At 48.3% G+C, this 17,499-nt stretch carries 19 protein-coding genes; 14 read left to right on the forward strand and 5 right to left on the reverse strand.

What is annotated here, in order from left to right; genetic code table 11:
- Positions 1–46: 46 nt before the first annotated feature.
- Both PsAD26_RS12960 and PsAD26_RS12965 read right to left on the reverse strand, forming a co-directional pair.
- Positions 47–2,029 (reverse strand): autotransporter assembly complex family protein, encoded by a 1,983-nt coding sequence (locus tag PsAD26_RS12960; RefSeq protein WP_208985670.1) that lies wholly within the window; start codon positions 2,027–2,029, stop codon positions 47–49.
- A 232-nt stretch (positions 2,030–2,261) separates the two neighbouring features.
- Entirely contained in the window at positions 2,262–3,578 is a 1,317-nt protein-coding gene (locus PsAD26_RS12965; protein ID WP_063310770.1) for a UDP-glucose/GDP-mannose dehydrogenase family protein, read from the reverse strand.
- Between the two features lie 755 nt (positions 3,579–4,333).
- On the opposite strand from PsAD26_RS12965, the gene PsAD26_RS12970 reads away from it, so the two are divergent.
- Positions 4,334–5,008, forward strand: a complete 675-nt coding sequence (locus tag PsAD26_RS12970) for a response regulator transcription factor (RefSeq protein WP_057466177.1) — start codon at positions 4,334–4,336, stop codon at positions 5,006–5,008.
- Between the two features lie 63 nt (positions 5,009–5,071).
- On the opposite strand, the gene fliI is transcribed toward PsAD26_RS12970, so the two are convergent.
- From fliI to flgF, 3 genes are read right to left on the reverse strand one after another with little or no spacing between them, the layout of a single operon-like run.
- Positions 5,072–6,388: a flagellar protein export ATPase FliI gene (fliI, locus tag PsAD26_RS12975; protein ID WP_063310771.1), complete on the reverse strand. Its 1,317-nt coding sequence runs from the start codon at positions 6,386–6,388 to the stop codon at positions 5,072–5,074.
- Between the two features lie 18 nt (positions 6,389–6,406).
- Positions 6,407–7,096 carry a hypothetical protein gene (locus PsAD26_RS12980; protein WP_063310772.1) on the reverse strand — a complete coding sequence of 230 codons (690 nt, stop codon included), beginning with the start codon at positions 7,094–7,096 and terminating at the stop codon, positions 6,407–6,409.
- Complete coding sequence (gene flgF / locus PsAD26_RS12985; protein WP_063310773.1) at positions 7,096–7,821, reverse strand: flagellar basal-body rod protein FlgF; 726 nt, start codon at positions 7,819–7,821, stop codon at positions 7,096–7,098. The genes PsAD26_RS12980 and flgF overlap by 1 nt, the downstream gene beginning before the upstream one ends.
- 323 nt (positions 7,822–8,144) lie before the next feature.
- Between flgF and motA the strand changes: the two genes are divergently transcribed.
- The 13 genes from motA to flgI all read left to right on the forward strand — a co-directional run bounded on the left by motA (position 8,145) and on the right by flgI (position 17,487).
- The gene (gene motA / locus PsAD26_RS12995) at positions 8,145–9,029 is read left to right on the forward strand and encodes a flagellar motor stator protein MotA (RefSeq protein WP_063310909.1); all 885 of its coding nucleotides are present in this window, start codon (positions 8,145–8,147) and stop codon (positions 9,027–9,029) included.
- Positions 9,029–9,994, forward strand: coding sequence for a FliM/FliN family flagellar motor switch protein (locus PsAD26_RS13000; protein ID WP_063310775.1), 966 nt, complete (start codon positions 9,029–9,031; stop codon positions 9,992–9,994). Before motA ends, PsAD26_RS13000 begins: the two co-directional genes overlap by 1 nt.
- Positions 9,975–10,625 (forward strand): hypothetical protein, encoded by a 651-nt coding sequence (locus PsAD26_RS13005; RefSeq protein WP_063310776.1) that lies wholly within the window; start codon positions 9,975–9,977, stop codon positions 10,623–10,625. The genes PsAD26_RS13000 and PsAD26_RS13005 overlap by 20 nt, the downstream gene beginning before the upstream one ends.
- A 134-nt stretch (positions 10,626–10,759) precedes the next feature.
- A complete protein-coding gene (gene fliN, locus PsAD26_RS13010) occupies positions 10,760–11,038 on the forward strand; it encodes a flagellar motor switch protein FliN (RefSeq protein ID WP_244272523.1) in 279 nt (92 codons plus the stop codon).
- Between the two features lie 51 nt (positions 11,039–11,089).
- Positions 11,090–12,121, forward strand: a complete 1,032-nt coding sequence (locus tag PsAD26_RS13015) for a flagellar motor switch protein FliG (protein WP_063310778.1) — start codon at positions 11,090–11,092, stop codon at positions 12,119–12,121.
- Positions 12,122–12,176: 55 nt separating this feature from the next.
- Positions 12,177–13,238 (forward strand): flagellar biosynthesis protein FlhB, encoded by a 1,062-nt coding sequence (gene flhB, locus PsAD26_RS13020; protein ID WP_063310779.1) that lies wholly within the window; start codon positions 12,177–12,179, stop codon positions 13,236–13,238.
- A gap of 39 nt (positions 13,239–13,277) precedes the next feature.
- On the forward strand, positions 13,278–13,727 hold the full coding sequence (locus PsAD26_RS13025) for a hypothetical protein (RefSeq protein WP_208985671.1): 450 nt from the start codon (positions 13,278–13,280) through the stop codon (positions 13,725–13,727).
- A gap of 155 nt (positions 13,728–13,882) precedes the next feature.
- On the forward strand, positions 13,883–14,272 hold the full coding sequence (flgB, locus tag PsAD26_RS28845) for a flagellar basal body rod protein FlgB (protein WP_275507200.1): 390 nt from the start codon (positions 13,883–13,885) through the stop codon (positions 14,270–14,272).
- 8 nt (positions 14,273–14,280) lie between these two features.
- Positions 14,281–14,697: a flagellar basal body rod protein FlgC gene (gene flgC / locus PsAD26_RS13035; RefSeq protein WP_181952095.1), complete on the forward strand. Its 417-nt coding sequence runs from the start codon at positions 14,281–14,283 to the stop codon at positions 14,695–14,697.
- Positions 14,697–15,053, forward strand: coding sequence for a flagellar hook-basal body complex protein FliE (locus PsAD26_RS13040; protein ID WP_063310780.1), 357 nt, complete (start codon positions 14,697–14,699; stop codon positions 15,051–15,053). Before flgC ends, PsAD26_RS13040 begins: the two co-directional genes overlap by 1 nt.
- Before the next feature lie 23 nt (positions 15,054–15,076).
- Positions 15,077–15,865 carry a flagellar basal-body rod protein FlgG gene (gene flgG, locus PsAD26_RS13045; protein WP_057466015.1) on the forward strand — a complete coding sequence of 263 codons (789 nt, stop codon included), beginning with the start codon at positions 15,077–15,079 and terminating at the stop codon, positions 15,863–15,865.
- Between the two features lie 10 nt (positions 15,866–15,875).
- The gene (gene flgA, locus PsAD26_RS13050) at positions 15,876–16,358 is read left to right on the forward strand and encodes a flagellar basal body P-ring formation chaperone FlgA (protein ID WP_208985672.1); all 483 of its coding nucleotides are present in this window, start codon (positions 15,876–15,878) and stop codon (positions 16,356–16,358) included.
- 4 nt (positions 16,359–16,362) lie between these two features.
- Positions 16,363–17,487 (forward strand): flagellar basal body P-ring protein FlgI, encoded by a 1,125-nt coding sequence (flgI, locus tag PsAD26_RS13055; protein ID WP_063310781.1) that lies wholly within the window; start codon positions 16,363–16,365, stop codon positions 17,485–17,487.
- Positions 17,488–17,499 lie beyond the last annotated feature (12 nt).

Consider the following 17,499-nt stretch of genomic DNA (forward strand, 5'->3'; position numbering starts at 1 on the left):
TTTGATCTTTCTCTTTTTGCTGCATGCCTTCTAAAGGCGGTGCTGATTAGAAGGACTGACTTAAACCAATATAGACTGCAAACGGCGGATCATTGCGCTGAGGTTCAAGAGGGACACCAATATCAAGCCGCAAGGGGCCAACAGGTGTGAAATAGCGCACCCCACCACCAACACCTACGCTGAAGGGCTCATCGAAGTTTGGAAACTGGGTCAAATATGCAGCGCCTGCATCTACAAATCCGACAAGGCCAATGTTTTCGGTAATTCTTGTTCTGACTTCACCATTAAACAGCATGAAGCTGCGCCCACCCGTAACTTCGTCATCTAGGCGCGGCCCCACGTTTTTATAAGCATACCCTCGGATTGTTCCCCCACCACCAAGGAAGAACCTCCGTGCAGCGGGAACATCCTGAACCGATGGGGCGATAATTGCGCCAGCTGATACGCGGCCAGCTAAAACAACGCGGTCCATACCTACAATCGGCAGGTAGCTGGCAATCGAGCCCTGAGAATACAGATTCTCGGTATCGCCAAGCACGTCAAAGGCTGGTTCAAAGAATAATTTTGCTTCAATACCACTGGTCGGGTTCAAAGTGTCATTGCGTGTGTCGTAAGTCAGGTCTGCAGGAATTCCCAGTAGAAAGTAATCATTCTGGCCGAAAACGTCTCGTTCATTGGCAAAATAGACTTCTGCACCAATTCGACCGCTCAAAGCCTCTGTAAAATCGCGGGATAGATAAGCGTCATATGCAAATGACGTGCTGCGATAGTTATCTGGGTTTTCCTGGACGGCAGCAATGCTGGTTGAAAAAACGGTCAACGGTCCAATCGCACCGGGTTTTTCAAAGGTGACCCGCGCGGCATACTCAATCTGTTCGTTATCTACGGCTAGAAGCTGGCCGACTGCAGCGGTAACGGAAAGTCTCTCTGCTTTTCCAAACAGGTTGCGGTGGCGCCAGTATCCATCAAAACCAACACCTTCGTTACTGGAGTAATTGGCACCAACTCCAAAGACTTTCCGGGGGCGTTCTGCCACAACAATCGTCAGAGGGAGCTCACCGTTCGCGTCAAGCTGCTTATCAGGTTCAAAGCGAATGCTGGAAAAAACCTCCAGATCCCTCAGTCTGCTCTGTGCGTGAGAGATGACTTTTGCATCCCACTGCGCACCGCGAGGAAGGTTCGCGTAACTGCGAACAAACTCAGGATCCATTTTGACCTTGCCGGTTACAGAAACCGGACCAAATCGCGCATAGGGTCCGCTGATAATATCCAACTTAACTTTGAGTGTCTGACTGGCGTGATTGGCAAGTAACTGCCGGTTCCCTACCTTTGCAAATGGATAGCCCTCATCCTTTAGGAACTTAACGGCCTGCTTTTCTGCTTCCAGCACCTTTTCTGAAAGCGCAGGCGTTCCTTCTACAAGGCCGAGTGATTGAGCGTTGGGTAGATCCAGACCATTTTCTGTTGCCGGGCCCTTATAATTTACATCTGCATTGCCAAAGCGAAACTGAACACCTCTGTTAACCTCCACGAGAACAGGAACAGGGCGTTCTGTAATCTTCTCTGGATGAAGGATTGCTTGATTAAGTGGGGACCCTGCTACGGTGATCTGAACCAAAGCACCATAGTATCCATCTTCATAAAGCTTGCCGATCAAGCGTTCAAAGTCCTGGGTTGCGCGGGCAAGGATGCCACTGGCACCAGACGGGAGCTTCTTGACGTCTTGAACCAGAAGGCTGACAGACTGCAACTCTTCCTCAAGTTCACTCGGCTGGTCTTCATGTTCCCCGACAACACGGAACTCAACGGTGTAAGGTGTCGGGTCTGGAACACCAGCTAAGCTATCTTCGTCACTCTCTGCCTTCTCACCCCAAAGGTGATATCCGAAAAGTTCAAACGCATAAGCTTGCGAAAAGGTGCTGAATGAAAGGCACAAGCAAACAAGCAAAGTAACAGCGCGAGGAATTTTGACGTTCCACGGCCAACCAGAGGCTATACGCTCTCGTCTGTTTTTATGCTTGTAAAGCAACTAGGATCGGCTCCAGCAATCTTCCAAAATGCAGATTGTTCTCAGCTCATAAAGCTCTTGGGATTAGCCCTGAGAGAATCTGCCCACGCGATAATTAAAATTCGCATGATTGGGGCGTTGAAAGCAAACCGCAATTGTCACCTCTGTGGTAACAGCACTTAAAAATTGGGCATGGATTGTGGGAGGCAGGAAAAGTCCCGGCAAAACACATAACGCGCCGGGACCTTATTAATTAGACTTCTTCGTCAGGACGCCCAATACAGGTGTAAGAAAAGCCGTGTTTGGCAACTTCGTCTTTGCCGTAGATATTTCTAAGATCCACGAGCACAGGTGTTGCCATCTCTTCTTTAAGGCGGCTGAAATCGAGAACGCGGAACGCATCCCACTCGGTCACAATAACCAGAGCATGTGCACCCTTCGCAATCTCATAGGCATTACTTCCGAATGTAACATCCTCCAGAAGCTCTACAGCGGATTCCATACCTTCAGGATCATAGGCGTGAATGTCAGCACCTTTGTCCTGAAGCGCTTGAATAATCGAAAGGGCAGGGCTGTCGCGCATATCGTCTGTGTTTGGCTTGAAGGTCAGGCCTAGCACAGCAATTTTCTTGCCTCGGACATCCCCACCAATCGCAGCAGCCACTTTCTTGGACATTGAACGCTTGCGCTGATCGTTGATTGAACAGGTGGTTTCAATCAAACGAACAGGGCTGGAGTGATCCTGCGCGGTCTTAACAAGCGCAAGTGTATCTTTTGGGAAGCAAGAACCGCCATAACCAGGGCCAGCATTCAAGAACTTGCCACCAATACGATTATCAAGACCGATGCCACGGGCGACATCCTGAACGTCTGCTCCAACAGCTTCACTCAGATCAGCAAGTTCGTTGATGAAAGTGATCTTCATCGCAAGGAAGGCGTTGCCAGCATACTTGATAAGCTCAGATGTACGACGGCTCGTAAACAGAATTGGAGAGTGGTTGAGGTACAAAGGACGATAGACTTCAGTCATAACCGATTTTGCGCGCTCATGAGAAAGGCCGACAACAATTCGATCGGGACGTTTGAAGTCATTAATAGCAGCACCTTCGCGCAGGAACTCTGGGTTTGAAACAACCTCAAAATCCGCATTTGGATTTGCTTCGCGAATAATGCGCTCTACTTCATCCCCTGTACCGACCGGAACAGTTGATTTTGTGACAACGACTGTAAAGCCATTAAGGGAAGTTGCGATCTCTTCAGCCGCTGCATAGACATAGCTAAGATCAGCGTGCCCGTCTCCACGACGAGAAGGGGTGCCAACTGCTATGAAGATGACGTCAGCTTTACGAACTGCATCAGGTAGCTCTGTTGTAAAGCTCAAACGGCCAGCTTTCACATTACTGGCAACCAACTCTTCCAGACCCGGCTCATAAATTGGGATCTGTCCGTTCTTCAGCTTTTCAATCTTGTCTTCTGCTTTATCAACGCAGATGACCTCATGACCAAAATCAGCGAAACACGTGCCTGAAACCAACCCGACGTAGCCGCTGCCTATTACTGTAATTATCATTGTGTCTCCTGCACGAGTCGATCATTTCTGGATGTGCAAATAGGTTTGTTTAAGTTGAAACGCAATAGTACATAACCTGAGATAAAACACATCCCACAGTTAGGTATATCCCGCTGATAACGTGGTATCCTTGCCCGAAAAAAGACACGTATTGTGGTAAAATTGTAGTCGAATTGTGACGAGTATTAGAGAGTATAGCTCTGTTATTTATCTAAAGTTCTAGGAGAATACATTTCTTTTCTAAGTAGGAAAATGCTGCCTACTAAGAATTGGATGGTTAATGTGCTAATTTAGATAAAATTACATGAGATATACAATTGTAAGAATAAGTAGAAGTACGCCCGTTTTTCTGCAGCTGTAATGCTTCTTTTTGATTCTACTCCTTGCGCCAAGAGTAGCTAACTTAAAATTGCTAATAGTTTATCCCAAGAATTTTTCCCGTATGACGCGAACTCAAATATGGAGAGGATGTGGCAAAAATATGCCTTTGAATTTTTGTCCTACAAAAAATAAGGGTATGAGAAATAAAGATTGAAATTCGAAAGAATTCGAAAAATGGCAGGAATCGGCACCTATGTTTTGTATTAAGTTTAAATTGTAAGTAAAGTTTATTCTTATTTTCTATTATAATTACTATAGTTTTTGGTGAGGTTTTACTTGGTGTCGAAGGTAAAAATTCTTCAAGAGAAATTGACAGAATGTGTTTCACTGATTTACCAGCGATATATTCATTTGGGAATGAATGGGTTGGGGTTATGTATTTAATTGTTGATGAACAACAGCTTGTAACCGATGGGTATGCATCTGGATTTGAGCGAGAAGGTATTTCGACAAGTGGCTTTAGTCCGGATGACTTTCGGGATTGGTTAAATACTGCACCTGATACTGAGTTTGAGGCTGTCGAAGCTATTCTGATTGGTGAGATAGGGGAGCGTGAAAAGTTCCCGCAGATTATCCGCCGTAGATGTTCTCAAAAACCGGTATTGGTTCTGAATAGCAGTCCGGTTTTGGAACAGACGCTGAAGTTATTTGCTGCTGGTGTAGATGATGTTGTCCGTAAGCCTGTGCATCCGCAAGAGATACTTGCGCGTGTCAACGCAATCAAGCGCCGGACAACGAACCAAAGCATTAATGTCGAGCTGGGTGATCTTACGGTATACTTTGATGGACGAGATCCTGAGATCAAGGGCAAGACACTGGCACTACCACGCCGCGAGCGTCGTATCCTAGAGTATCTTGCGCAAAATAACGGGCGTCGCCTGACGAAAACTCAGATTTACAACTTTGTCTATGGCATCTTTGAAAGTGAAGTAGACGAGAATGTAATCGAAAGTCACATCAGTAAGCTGCGAAAGAAATTACGCACACAGATGGGGTATGATCCCATCGATTCAAAGCGTTACCTTGGCTATATAATTAATTCTCTATAACAACAAAAAAGGCTGCTTGAGCAGCCTTTTTTGTTGTTCGGATCTCAGTATCACAATTTTACGCTACAGAAGCTGGGCCAGCTCAGTAAAAGCATCTTGGCTTGAAGGGGCGTCCAAGCCCTGTACAAGCGCATTGTAGACCTTTGGAGCTACCTCGATTGCTTGGTCAAGCAAGGGGTCTACACCCTCTTTGTAGCCGCCCATCATACGTAGATCTTTGGTGTCTTCAAATTTCGCAATCATTGCCTTCAGCTTCAAGATGAGCTCACGTTCCTGAGGGGACCAGCAGCTCTGTGCAAGTCGCGAGATGGAGCCGAGGACGTTTACTGCCGGATATCGACCCTCTTCAGCAATATGCCGATCCAGAACGACATGCCCATCCAGAAGGCCTCTGATGTTGTCTGCTACAGGGTCATTGTGGTCATCACCATCAACCAGCACAGAAAAGATAGCGGTCATCATACCACTTCCTTCGATGCCAGGGCCTGCGCGCTCCAGAAGGAGAGGAAGTTCGGAGAAAACGCTCGGTGGATAGCCACGAGAAAGAGCGGGCTCTCCAGCTGCCAGTGCCACGTCGCGTAGAGCGTGTGCATAGCGGGTAACGCTATCTACGATAAGTAGAACGGATTGGCCTTGATCTCTGAAGTGCTCGGCAACTGTCATTGCTGTTTTAGGGGCAAGTCGTCGCATCATAGGGCTTTCATCGCCTGTAGCGACCACCACCACGGATTTGGAGAGTTGATCACCAAGTGTTTCTTCGACGAACTCACGAACTTCACGACCACGCTCGCCGATAAGCCCGATAACGACAGTGTCGAAAGAGTTACTTCGTGCGATCATAGAGAGCAGTGTTGATTTACCCACGCCAGATCCGGCAAAAATGCCCAAGCGCTGACCATGGCAGATTGGTGTGAAGAGGTCGAGCACCCGTACCCCAGTCAAGGCAGCGTCTTTAACGCGCGCACGGTGAACTGGCGGAGGGGGTAGGGTATTAAACGAAGCAAGAGACGGTCCTTCAGTCATTGGACCAAGGCCATCAATCGGTAGCCCAAACGCATTGATGATGCGCCCGCGCCAGTTGTTGTCTGGATAAAAGCTAAGTTCGCCGCAACGCTTCACTTTGATCCCAAGACCAAGGTCAGATCTGGAGGCATAGGGCTTCACAAGCACGCTGTCAGGTTCAATTCGGATAACTTCTCCAAATTCTTCACCGTTGTTGCTCATGTAGGAGACTTGGTCTCCCAAATTAACGCCACCTGAAAGGCCCTTAACTCTAAGATGATTAGGGGTGACCTCACAGAGGGTTCCACTTATCTCAATATTCCATGAGCTTGATGGAATTTGAGCGGTAAGTTCCTGAATGCGCGCAAGGGCGGTCATAAACAGCCTTTTGAAGTGTTAGCTTTGTGCAATGGTATTGCGATGCCGCTCTTGTAGCTGCTTGAGTAAATCTTCTGGCAGCAAGTTCCGAGCATCCTGGGATAGTTTATCAACTGTTGGAAGCGTCGATGCGTCTAACGCAGAGGCAGTCTTTTCTTCCTTCTCTACGCTACCCGTCAGAGCTTCAATAAGCTTGTCTTTGCTTCCCATGGAAATGGCTTCAGCAGACGCAATGTTGCCAAAAAGCGGCGGAATTTCCTTGGATTGAACAGGTATAATTGGCGTGCCTCTTTGCAGTGAGGAAGTCATATCTGATGCAGGAGAAGGAACGGGTGGGCTTGTGTTTATTTTTTTCTCAATAGTGCTGAGAGCACTAGCCTTCTCTGTTGCCAAATTCTCGGCGTCCAGTACTCCAGAAATTTTCATTTCGGCGAGATTACCAGCGACAAGACCCGCCATCCCCAATGGACCAGCAATCATTCCATACAGTGAACTGCCTGCAATGCGAGAGCGAACAGAAGCCTCATCACCTGTAATCTCTCGATAAAGAGTATTTACGCCGGGTATGTGCTGCAATGGATTGATGATATCAAGCAGTTCCCCAAAACTAAAAGGTTTGGGGGATGAAGTCGTCGTGTTGTTGGAGGTGCTTCCGGCGCGAGTATCTTCCGAAGTGCCAGAAATTGCTTGAACCGGATTAACAGCCATTAGCCCTCTCCAAGTTTTCGTATGGTCTGCTGTCGAATGCTTTCCACACTTTGCATCATCGAGTTTGTGCTTTCAAAAGCACGTGTGATAGTAATGAGTTTGGTGATCTCTGAGATTGGATTAATGTTAGAGCCTTCCACGAACCCCTGTGCAAATCCATTCTCTGTAAAATCCGCGATTGGTTCCGCGAGCGCATCAGGTATGACAGCAGAATTTCCCGCGCGGCTTAGCTTCGCATCTTGAGGGATGGAGAAAAGACCAAGGACGCCAACCTGACGGCCTTCTTGATAGATAGAACCATCCTTGGCGATCTCAGGCGCTCCGCCGAGTGGGTCCAGGATAATTGGTGCATTTCCACTATCAAGAATTGGATTGCCTTCGATGCTCCTTAGAATGCCGTCAACGCCAATCTGGAAACGACCATCTCGAGTATATGCAACGCCATTGCCGGTTTGAATTCCCAACCAGCCGTTGCCATCAATTGCGACATCAAGAGAATTACCAGTTTGCTTAATCGCACCGGCTTGCGTCGAGATGTAATTTTCCCCGGTAGAGGCAAAGGAAACTGGATCTTTGCCAGGGCTCTTCACAAGACTATCGAATTTTACTTCCGTAGATCGATAGCCAGCAGTTTCCATGTTAGCTACATTTCGCGCAACAGTTTCAAGACGACGCTCAAGGGCCATCTGTCCGGAAAGGGAGACATAAAGAGAAGGGACGACCATTAATTTAGACTCCAAATCCGATCAGGCTATTGCCGCTGATATCTTCCGCAGGTTTTTGTGGTTCGCGCTCCTCTATGGCACCCATAGCTGGGCATCTCGGTAGCGTCTCCATGCTCCAAATCGGAATGGCATATCGCGTTAATGTGCTGATCATAGCAAACCTATCTACACTTAAATGCTTCAAGAGAATGCTCTTTAGGGCTTGTCTGAAGCTGTACGGCTGTTTGTTGAGATTTCAGCTTCTCTACGCCAGCTTCGGACAAGTAAGTCTCGCTACCACAAAATAAGAAAAGTGCTTGTCCGGTAAGTGTGTGGAGCGCAAATTGAATATTCTAGTTGGCCTCGTGATCGTTATTGGATCCATAATTGGTGGTTATGTTGCAATGGGTGGCTATATGAAGGTGCTATGGCAACCTTTTGAGCTGCTGATTGTTGGAGGAGCTGCCTTCGGTACCTTCGTGGTGGCGAATACATTTAAGACGATAAAGGATACCGGGCGCGGTATTCATGAAGCTTTGTTGAATGCAAAGCCAAAAAAGCGTGACCATCTGGATACGCTAAGTGTGCTCTACGGTCTTATGAGGACCCTTCGTGCGAAGGGGCGTAATGATGTCGAGCAGATCATTGATAATCCTGATGATTCTGAGTTGTTTCAGCGTTTTCCGCGGGTTCTCGCGAACGTGTCTTTGACAAGTTTTATCTGCGATTACTTCCGTCTCATTATTATTGGTAATGTCCGTCCTCATGAAATTGAAGCGTTGATGGATGAGGAGTTGCACACTCTTGGTCGAGAAGAGATGAAGCCGTATCAAGCGCTTAGTATTGTTGCGGAGACTCTGCCTGCTCTTGGTATCGTTGCGGCGGTGCTTGGTATCGTGAAAGCGATGGGGGCTATTGATCAGGAGCCGGAGATTCTCGGAAGTCTGATTGGTGCTGCGCTCGTTGGTACATTCCTTGGTATCTTTTTGTCCTATGGAATTGTCAGTCCGGTCGCGGTGAAGATTAAATCCATCCGTGAGCAGCGTTATCGCCTCTATATTGAGGTGAAGCAGACATTGCTTGCGTTCATGAATGGTGCGGCGCCTCAGATCGCATTGGAGCACGGCCGTAAAACCATCGGTGCAGATGATCGTCCTACAATTGATGAAGTTGAGGCGGAAACTATGAATGCTGGTCCGGTGGTGTCTGCAGCTGGAGGTGAAGCCTGATGGAGCCTCAAGAGCTGGAAATGAATGACGAGGTGATCAGTGCTCAGAACGCGAAGGTGGATTTGCCCTCTCGTTTGTTGGATGCAGCTGGTCTGGGTGTTGATCGTCTTCCTATGCTTCATGTGGTCTTTGATCGCATGGCGCGTCAGTACATCGATACACTTCGGCAGATGGCGGCAACTGCGCCTTATTTGGCGGTTCAGTCGGTTTCTAATGAGCGTATCGGTGATGCCCTTGAGCAATATGAGGATCGTGCAGTTGTTGCTGTCCTTCATGCGCAAGAGTGGGATGCGCGCATTTTGCTCGGGTTTGATCGAACCTTCATCTTCTCGATGGTTGAGGTTCTGCTCGGCGGGGATGGTGAGGAAGAGGCGTTTCTTGAAGATCGTGCTTTGACTAATGTCGAGCAGCGGCTTGCCTATAGAATGTTCCAGGAAGCGGCTACGGCACTTGAAACAGCGTTTGAGGCGATTGCTGATACTTCGTTGAAGGTAGAGCGCCTCGAAAACCGTATGGAATTTGCGCAAACGGGCCGGAAGAGTAATCCGTGCGTGCTTGCTAAAATGACTGCTGAAATCATCGGCCGTGAAGGTGAGATCTTCATCATTATTCCTCAGTCGGTTCTGAACCCACTGCGCGAAAACTTGACGCAGGTGCTGTCTGGTGAGGTGGCTGGTCGCGATACGCGTTGGACTAAGCAGTTCCAGCAGGAAGTTCAGCGTACCGAAGTCAAACTTACTGCGATTCTTGAAGAACAGCGCATGACTCTCGAAGAGGTTGCGCAGTTCGAAGTTGGTCTTGTTCTTGAGTTGAATGCTACTCCAAAAACTGCCGTTCAGCTCGAATGCAACAGTCAGCCATTGTTTAACTGTCGCCTGGGTCAGGTTGCAGGGTCTTACACAGTACGCGTTGAAGAGTTGATCGAGCAGGAAGGGGAACTTCTCGATGATATCTTATCTAATTGACGGATTTTTACTTTTTGCTCTTTTGGTTACGACGTGGCGCGTTGTTGTCATGTACCGACAGCTAAAGCGGCTCTCCGGCTATCATGAAGAGTATCAAAGGATTTTTGATCAGACCTCGGAAGCAATGGATAACATTGGTTTGTCCTTGCAGGAAATCCGGGTTCGCGGTGAGGAGATCCTGAGTAATCTTGGGCAGCGGATTGATGAGGCTCGTGAAGCTACTGTTGATATCTCTGGTGTGATCCTTCAGGCGCAAACAGAAATGAAAGCGCTGCAGGAGCATATCGAGTGGTTGAGTAAGAAAAGCGATGAAGTCGGCATCAGTATGAATGATGCGCCGCCAAGGCCTGGTGGGGAACGTGGGCGACGTTCCGGTCGTACTACAAAGTCTGCTCCAACGAAGGCAAAGCAAAAGCCTGTTACGAGTGCCGCGTCCAATACCGCCGCGTTGTTGTTAGCTGGCGGAATGGGCAAACCTGCACCGGCAGGTAACCAAGAAAATACTGCAGTATCTGCAATAGATAACCAGAATGTCAGAGTCAGAAAAGTTTCTTTCGGCCAGAGCGCCACATTCAGATCTGTAAATGTAAAGGACGACGAAAGTCCTGAGAAGGAGAATGATCCGCAATGAGCAGCTCAAATGAAATGAGTGATGAAGCCCTCGCGTTGCAATGGGAAGCTGCTGCTTCTGAAGCCGAGATGGATATGGATATGGCTGCGCCTTCTGCTGCAGCTCAGCCAGCGGCTTCAGCGCCTGAAAAGGGTATGAGCGACGAGAACGTCGACCGTAATCTTGACGCAGTTCTTGGTATTCCGGTTGATATGCAGGTTGTTCTTGGGTCTGCGACTATGCCTGTAGCCAGCTTGCTTAAGCTTGGTCGCGGCGCGGTTATACCTCTGGATCACCGAGTTGGTGAGCCTGTCGATATCGTCGTAAATGGCCGTACTGTAGCGCGTGGCGAGATCGTGGTTGTTGAAGATGATAACTCGCGGTTTGGTGTGTCTCTGACTGAGATTGTAGGCGCAAAAGGCAGCTACAACTAGCCGCACAAGAGCTGTGCTTGATTTTATATGTGTATCCGAGGCGCGTAGAGAATGAACAGTGTTGTTCCAGCTGAAATGGGAAGCGTCATTTCCAGAAAAAATGGCCATCAGAAAGCAGCAGCTCTGCTGTTGGCTATGGGGAGTGACAAGGCAACCCGTGTTCTAAAGCATTTCGACAATGACGAAATGCGGATGATCATTCGGGCCGCCGCAGATCTGGGCACAGTTCCTGCTAGTGAACTCGATGAACTGATTGAAGAGTTCATCGAGCTCTTCTCAGGTGGTGTAAACCTGTTCGGTACAGCCGAAGGGGCCGAGAGTCTTCTGAAAGGTATTCTTCCAGAAGATCAGGTCGCCGAAATTATGTCCGACGTGATGGGTTACTCCAAACGCTCCATCTGGGACAAGGTTTCGCAAATCTCGGAGCATGTTCTTTCTACGTATTTGCAGAAAGAACATCCGCAAACAGCAGCAGTGATCTTGTCAAAGATCTCCGCAAGTGGTGCTGCGCGTGTGATTTCCCAGATCCCGCGTAGAAAACGTAATCAGATCGTCCGTCGTATGTTGACACTCAAGCCTATTGTTGAGGACGTTATGGAGGAAGTGCAGAAGACTCTGCACGAAGACTTCATGGTGAACTTTGCAAGAACAGTGGGTACAGATTCTCACGTTCGTATGGCAGATATTCTCAACAAAATGGAACGTGATGATCTTGAAGATACGCTGGGTAATCTGCGTGAAGCTCTGCCAAAATCTGCAGAACAGCTCGATGCCTTGCTCTTCACCTTCGATGATATCCAGAACCTGGATCTGCGTACCAGAACTGCAATCTTTGATGATGTTACCAGTGAAGTTATCACTGCAGCTCTTAAAGGAACGAATCCAGAGTTCCGTCAGGCAATTCTTGCAAGTATGGCGTCTCGTGCCCGCAGGATCGTTGAGAACGATCTGGCTTCCGGTGAGCCTATGACACAGCGTGAAGTGATGGATGCGCGTCGGGCGATTACTGACCTTGCCCTTGAAAAGGCAAATTCGGGTGAGATCGACCTTGAGATTGGGCGTGGAGAAGAAGTCTACGTATAACGCTTCCCTATGACTTTTTAAGTTTGTCAAACCATCTTGAGAAGCGGCAGGTTTCATGTCTGAAGACCAGGATCCCGACAGTAAAACCCAGGAACCCACGGAGAAGAAGGTTCGTGATGCCTTGGAGAAAGGGAATATCCCAGTCTCCAAGGAAGCATCTGTGCTTGCCTCGATGCTTGCGCTTCTTCTTGTGCTTTCCTTTATCGCTGTCGATAAGGCGCAGGGCCTGGTGTATTTCCTTAAGTGGTTTTTGGATAATCCGGGAGAAATCCAGTTTGTGAGTGCGGCGGAGCCTCTGCAGTTGATGTCTGCAGTGGCTTTCCAGCTTGTCTGGTTCCTTGGTCCGATCGTTTCTATATTGATTTTCTTTGGCTTGGCTTCCTCTTTTATGCAGAATACGCCGCGTTTGGTGTTGGACCGAATTGAGCCGAAGCTCAGCAAGATTTCCTTGAAAAAGGGACTGGGCAGACTTTTCAGCGTCAATGGCGCTATGGAGTTTGTGAAGTCACTCTTCAAACTAGTGACTGTGATCGTGGTTGCTACGCTTGTGTTGAAATCACAGCAAGCGGTCGCGTTGACAGCCATGTACAGCGACCCAAGTCAGGTGCCTCAGCTTATTTTGTCTGTTGCGATGACTTTGCTTTCCGGTATCTGCGTCGCAACCATCTTCCTTGTTGGTTTCGATTTGGTTCTGGCACGGTTTCAGTGGCGTAAGAATTTGCGCATGTCTCACCAGGAGCTGAAGGACGAATTTAAGCAGGCAGAGGGTGATCCGCTTATCAAGGCGCGTTTGCGCTCTCTCGCTCGTGACCGGGCTCGCAAGCGCATGATGTCATCTGTTCAGGATGCGACTGTTGTTGTTGCGAACCCCACCCACTTTGCTGTTGCGCTGTATTACGAGCGTGAGGGCGAACAAGCGCCGCGTGTTGTTGCAAAAGGGCAGGACCTGATTGCACTGAAAATCAAAGAACTGGCCTATATTCATGATGTTCCAGTTGTAGAAGATCGACAACTCGCGCGTTCACTTTATGCCGCCGTAGAGATAGATCAGAGTATTCCAGAGGAATATTATCGAGCGGTAGCAGAAATTATTTCATATGTTTATTTAAAGCGCTAAAGACTTTGTCGAAGCGCGTTTCTGCCTTAAGAGGGTATTTTGTCTACAAAGACCGAATTGAAGAAAAACAACCTGCCTGCAAAATCTGAAGATGTTTTGCGCGAGGCATTGATTGCAAACGCTATGAAGCCAATCGCAGCCGAGTTACGGCTATGCGATCTGTCTTCCCTAGCTCGCCATATTCTCTCAAACGAAGCTGCTAACCTCACTGACTTGCTGGAATCTTCGTCTGAACTCTATTTTAAGCCCGAAACACTCACCTATGCTGGGACATCGTCAATCGATTTGAACTGGAACGGTGATGTGACAGTTTGCTTGCATATGAAGTTTGTAAATAACGGTGTGAGTGTCATGTTTCATTTGTTTTTGCTTGCATTAAATTCGGCAGTTGATGTCAAGTTTATTGCATTTGAGCAGCCTTCTGAAGACCCGCAGGAAAATACAAAAAGGCTGGAAACAGCGCTTGCGGATGCATCTGTTGTTTCCTAAGCAATATATTAATATTCTATTTACCTAAAATTTTAAGATAAAAAGATATACTTGACTAACCAAGTATATCTTTTTTGCTTTTTCCGGAAATATTGATTCCGCCAGCTACGGACAAGATTGCACTGCTATCCACTTTTAGCAGTTTTTGTAGCGGAGTGGATTTTTTGGAGCCCGTATATCTTTTTAGTTTGGTTTCGCGGCAAAATTCTTGGTTGTCAGTACGACAGTCGACAATTTCCGAAAATATCGCGAACGTTGATACTCCTGGTTTTGCAAGTAAGGATGTCGAGCCTTTTAAGGACATTCTGGATAAAACCAGCATTCAGATGGCTGCTACTCAGTCGGGTCATATCAGTGAAGATGGAACCAATGCCCGTCGTGTGCGGGTGAAGGGGGGCGAGGCGTGGCAAGTTACCGTCTCAGATAACTCCGTTTCCCTAGAGCAAGAGTTGATCAAGTCAGGTGAGGTTGCTCGTCAGCACTCGCTTAATACTCAGCTTGTTGGGTCCTTCTATGGCTTGATGAAGAGCAGCTTAGGAAGATAGATATAATGATTGATCCACTTGTCGCTTCATTAAAGATTTCCTCCTCAGGTTTGAGGGTTCAGTCACAGCGTATGCGCGTTGTTTCGGAAAACCTGGCCAACGTTCAGTCGACTGGCGATACCCCAGGAGCGAATCCTTATCAGCGCAAGACGATTACCTTCAAAAGTGAGGTGGATCGCGCGCTTGGTGCTAATCTCGTCGAGGTTAAAAATATTGGTACGGATAAAGGTGATTACCGTATTGAGTTTGATCCGTCGCATCCAGCGGCAGATGAGAATGGCAACGTAAAATATCCAAATGTAAACACTCTGATTGAGTTGGCGGACATGCGAGAAGCTTCGCGTTCTTATGAGGCTGGTCTGCAGATGATGGTCAAATCCAGAGAAATGATTACCCGTACAATCGATTTGCTGAGGAGTAGGTAATGGCGGATCTTTCGGCGTTGAGTTCAGTGTCGCGTGTTTCAACGTTTACCAGTGGGGTGAACGATGTTTCGTCTGCTGCTCGTACTCGTCAGTACTTGGTGGGCGGAGCGCAGAATGCGCAGGCGGCCCAAGAAGTTCAGGGCAGCTTTGCTGACACTATGGCAGATGTGGTTCGTGAAACTGCAGGCGATTTGAAAACGGCTGAAGCAACATCTGTTGCGGCAGTGCGTGGCGAAGTCTCGGCTCAAAAAGTGGTCGAGGCTGTAATGAAGGCAGAGCTTTCCTTGAAGAGCGCAGTAGCTGTGCGTGATAAGGTTGTTGAAGCCTATCAAGAATTCTCTCGTATGAGTATTTAAGTTTTTGAGAAAAGGTTTTCCTTATGAAGGCTCTTGCTATTGCTGCGACGGGTATGTCTGCTCAGCAGAAAAATCTTGAAGTTATTTCAAATAACATCGCGAACATGAATACGACTGCCTTTAAGGCGTCTCGCGCTGAGTTCTCCGATCTGCTTTATCAAACTGATCGTGCAGCCGGTGTATCTAATCGTGGTGGTGCTGCGCCTGTTCCTGAGGGGATTCAGCAAGGTCTTGGAGTGAAAACTGCTGCGGTTCGTAAGTTGCATTCTCAAGGCGCGCTACAGCAAACCAATAACGCATTTGATCTGGCGATCGATGGCCAGGGTTGGTTTGAAATTATCGGCCCTGAAGGTGAAGCGCTCTTTACGCGATCCGGTGCATTCAACGTGAACGGCGAGGGGGCTCTTGTAACTCTTGATGGTTATGAGGTTCAGCCTGGCATCACTGTCCCGCTTGAGGCTGTTAAAGTCACTGTCAACGAAAGTGGCGAAGTGTTTGCTACTTATGCTGACGGAAATCCGGCTACGAGCATTGGTCAGCTGAACCTGACTAACTTTGTGAACGACGCTGGCCTAAAGGCGATTGGTGGCAACCTGTTCCGCGAAACAATAGCTTCTGGAGCACCTAATACTGGTATTGCTGGCGAAGGTTCGCTTGGAGTTATTCGTCAAGGGTATCTTGAAGGTGCCAACGTCGATCCCGTTAAAGAGATCACAAGCTTGATCAGCGCGCAGCGTGGGTACGAGATGAATTCCAAAGTGATTCAGGCAGCAGATGATATGGCTGGAACTGTGTCCAAGGGTATTCGCTAAGGACGCGGTGATGAGTGCTTCCAAGCGCCTGCATAGCCTGGCATTGCTAGTGTGTTGCGTGCCGTTGTTCTTAACAGCGGCATCAGCGGCAGGCCGACGCGAAGTTGTAAAGCTTCCAGTGCCGGCCATGATGATTTATCCGGGTGATAAGATCGAAGAAGGTATGCTTCGTGAACACGGGTTCTTCAAAAAGTCGGTTGCGCAGCTTTCGATTGTAGGTCGAATGCAAGATGTAGTTGGGCTGGAAGCGCGCCGTACCCTTTTTCCAGGAAAACCAATTCCAAAAAACGCGGTTCAAGATCCTGTTGTAGTACAGCGCGGTTCTTCTGTTCTGTTGGTTTTTAAAGAAGACGGCTTGGAAATCCGCGCCATTGTTGAGGCGCAGGAATCTGGGGCAATTGGTGCAAATATCAGGGCTAAGAACCCTGATACAGGTTTAAGTGTTTTAGGCAAAGTGCAAGAAAACGGATCTTTGCTGGCTGAAGGGGAATAACACCGTGCGTTCTGTAAGCCGTTCTCTGGGGGCAATTTATCTTGCTTTTCTTGCTTTGTTTTTATCGTTTGACAGTGCGTCTGCACTCGTCCGTATCAAGGATATAGCTGATCTGCGCGGCATGCGTTCTAATCAGCTTGTCGGCTATGGTATTGTGATTGGTCTGAATGGATCTGGCGATACCATGAGGAATTCTCCGTTCACTGAGCAGTCTTTGCAATCCATGCTTGAGCGCATGGGAGTGAACGTTCGAGAATCTAACTTAAGATCAAGAAATGTAGCGGCGGTTGTTGTGACTGCTGAGTTGCCTCCCTTTATTGGGAATGGTGCCCGTATTGATGTTTCTGTCGGATCGCTCGGCGATGCAGCATCGTTACAGGGTGGAACGCTTCTTGTGACGCCGTTGATGGGGGCTGATGGCAACGTCTATGCGGTTGCTCAGGGTTCTGTTTCTGTATCTGGCTTTGCGGCCACGGGTGATGCTGGTAGTTTGACACAAGGTGTTCCAACTGCCGGAAGTGTTTCAAATGGCGCGCTAATTGAGAAAACGCTACCTGATTATTTCTCTTCGCTACCACAGCTGGTGCTGGAACTTAAAAATCCAGACTTTAAAACCGCTGTACGAGTGACGGATGCAATCAATGCATTTTCACTGAACCGCTATGGCCTGAAGCTTGCGAGTGAGCTTGATTATAGATCCGTTCAGGTTCAACGCCCTGCAGGTATCAGTTCAGTTCGTTTCATTTCGCAGATCGAAGGCCTGATGGTTCAGCCGGATACGCCAGCAAGAGTGGTCGTGGATGAGCGTACTGGAACCGTCGTTATCGGTCAGAATGTGCGGATTTCAACAGTTGCTGTGACGCACGGCAATCTGACGGTTCGCGTCTCTGAACGGCCTGAAGTCTCTCAGCCGTCACCGTTTGCACAGCAGGGTGAAACGGTAGTTGTGCCTCGCACAGATATTGATGTGGTGCAGGAAGATGGTCAGTTGCAGTTGATTGGTGGGACTGATTTGCAAACTCTGGTTAGGGGGCTGAACCGTATTGGTTTGAAGCCGAGCGGCATCATCGCAATCCTTCAGGCGATTAAGCAGGCAGGGGCTCTCCAGGCAACTCTGGTGGTCAAATAAGACCGCACGGCA

The organism is Pseudovibrio sp. Ad26, from assembly GCF_001623285.1.
Taxonomy (GTDB): domain Bacteria; phylum Pseudomonadota; class Alphaproteobacteria; order Rhizobiales; family Stappiaceae; genus Pseudovibrio; species Pseudovibrio ascidiaceicola.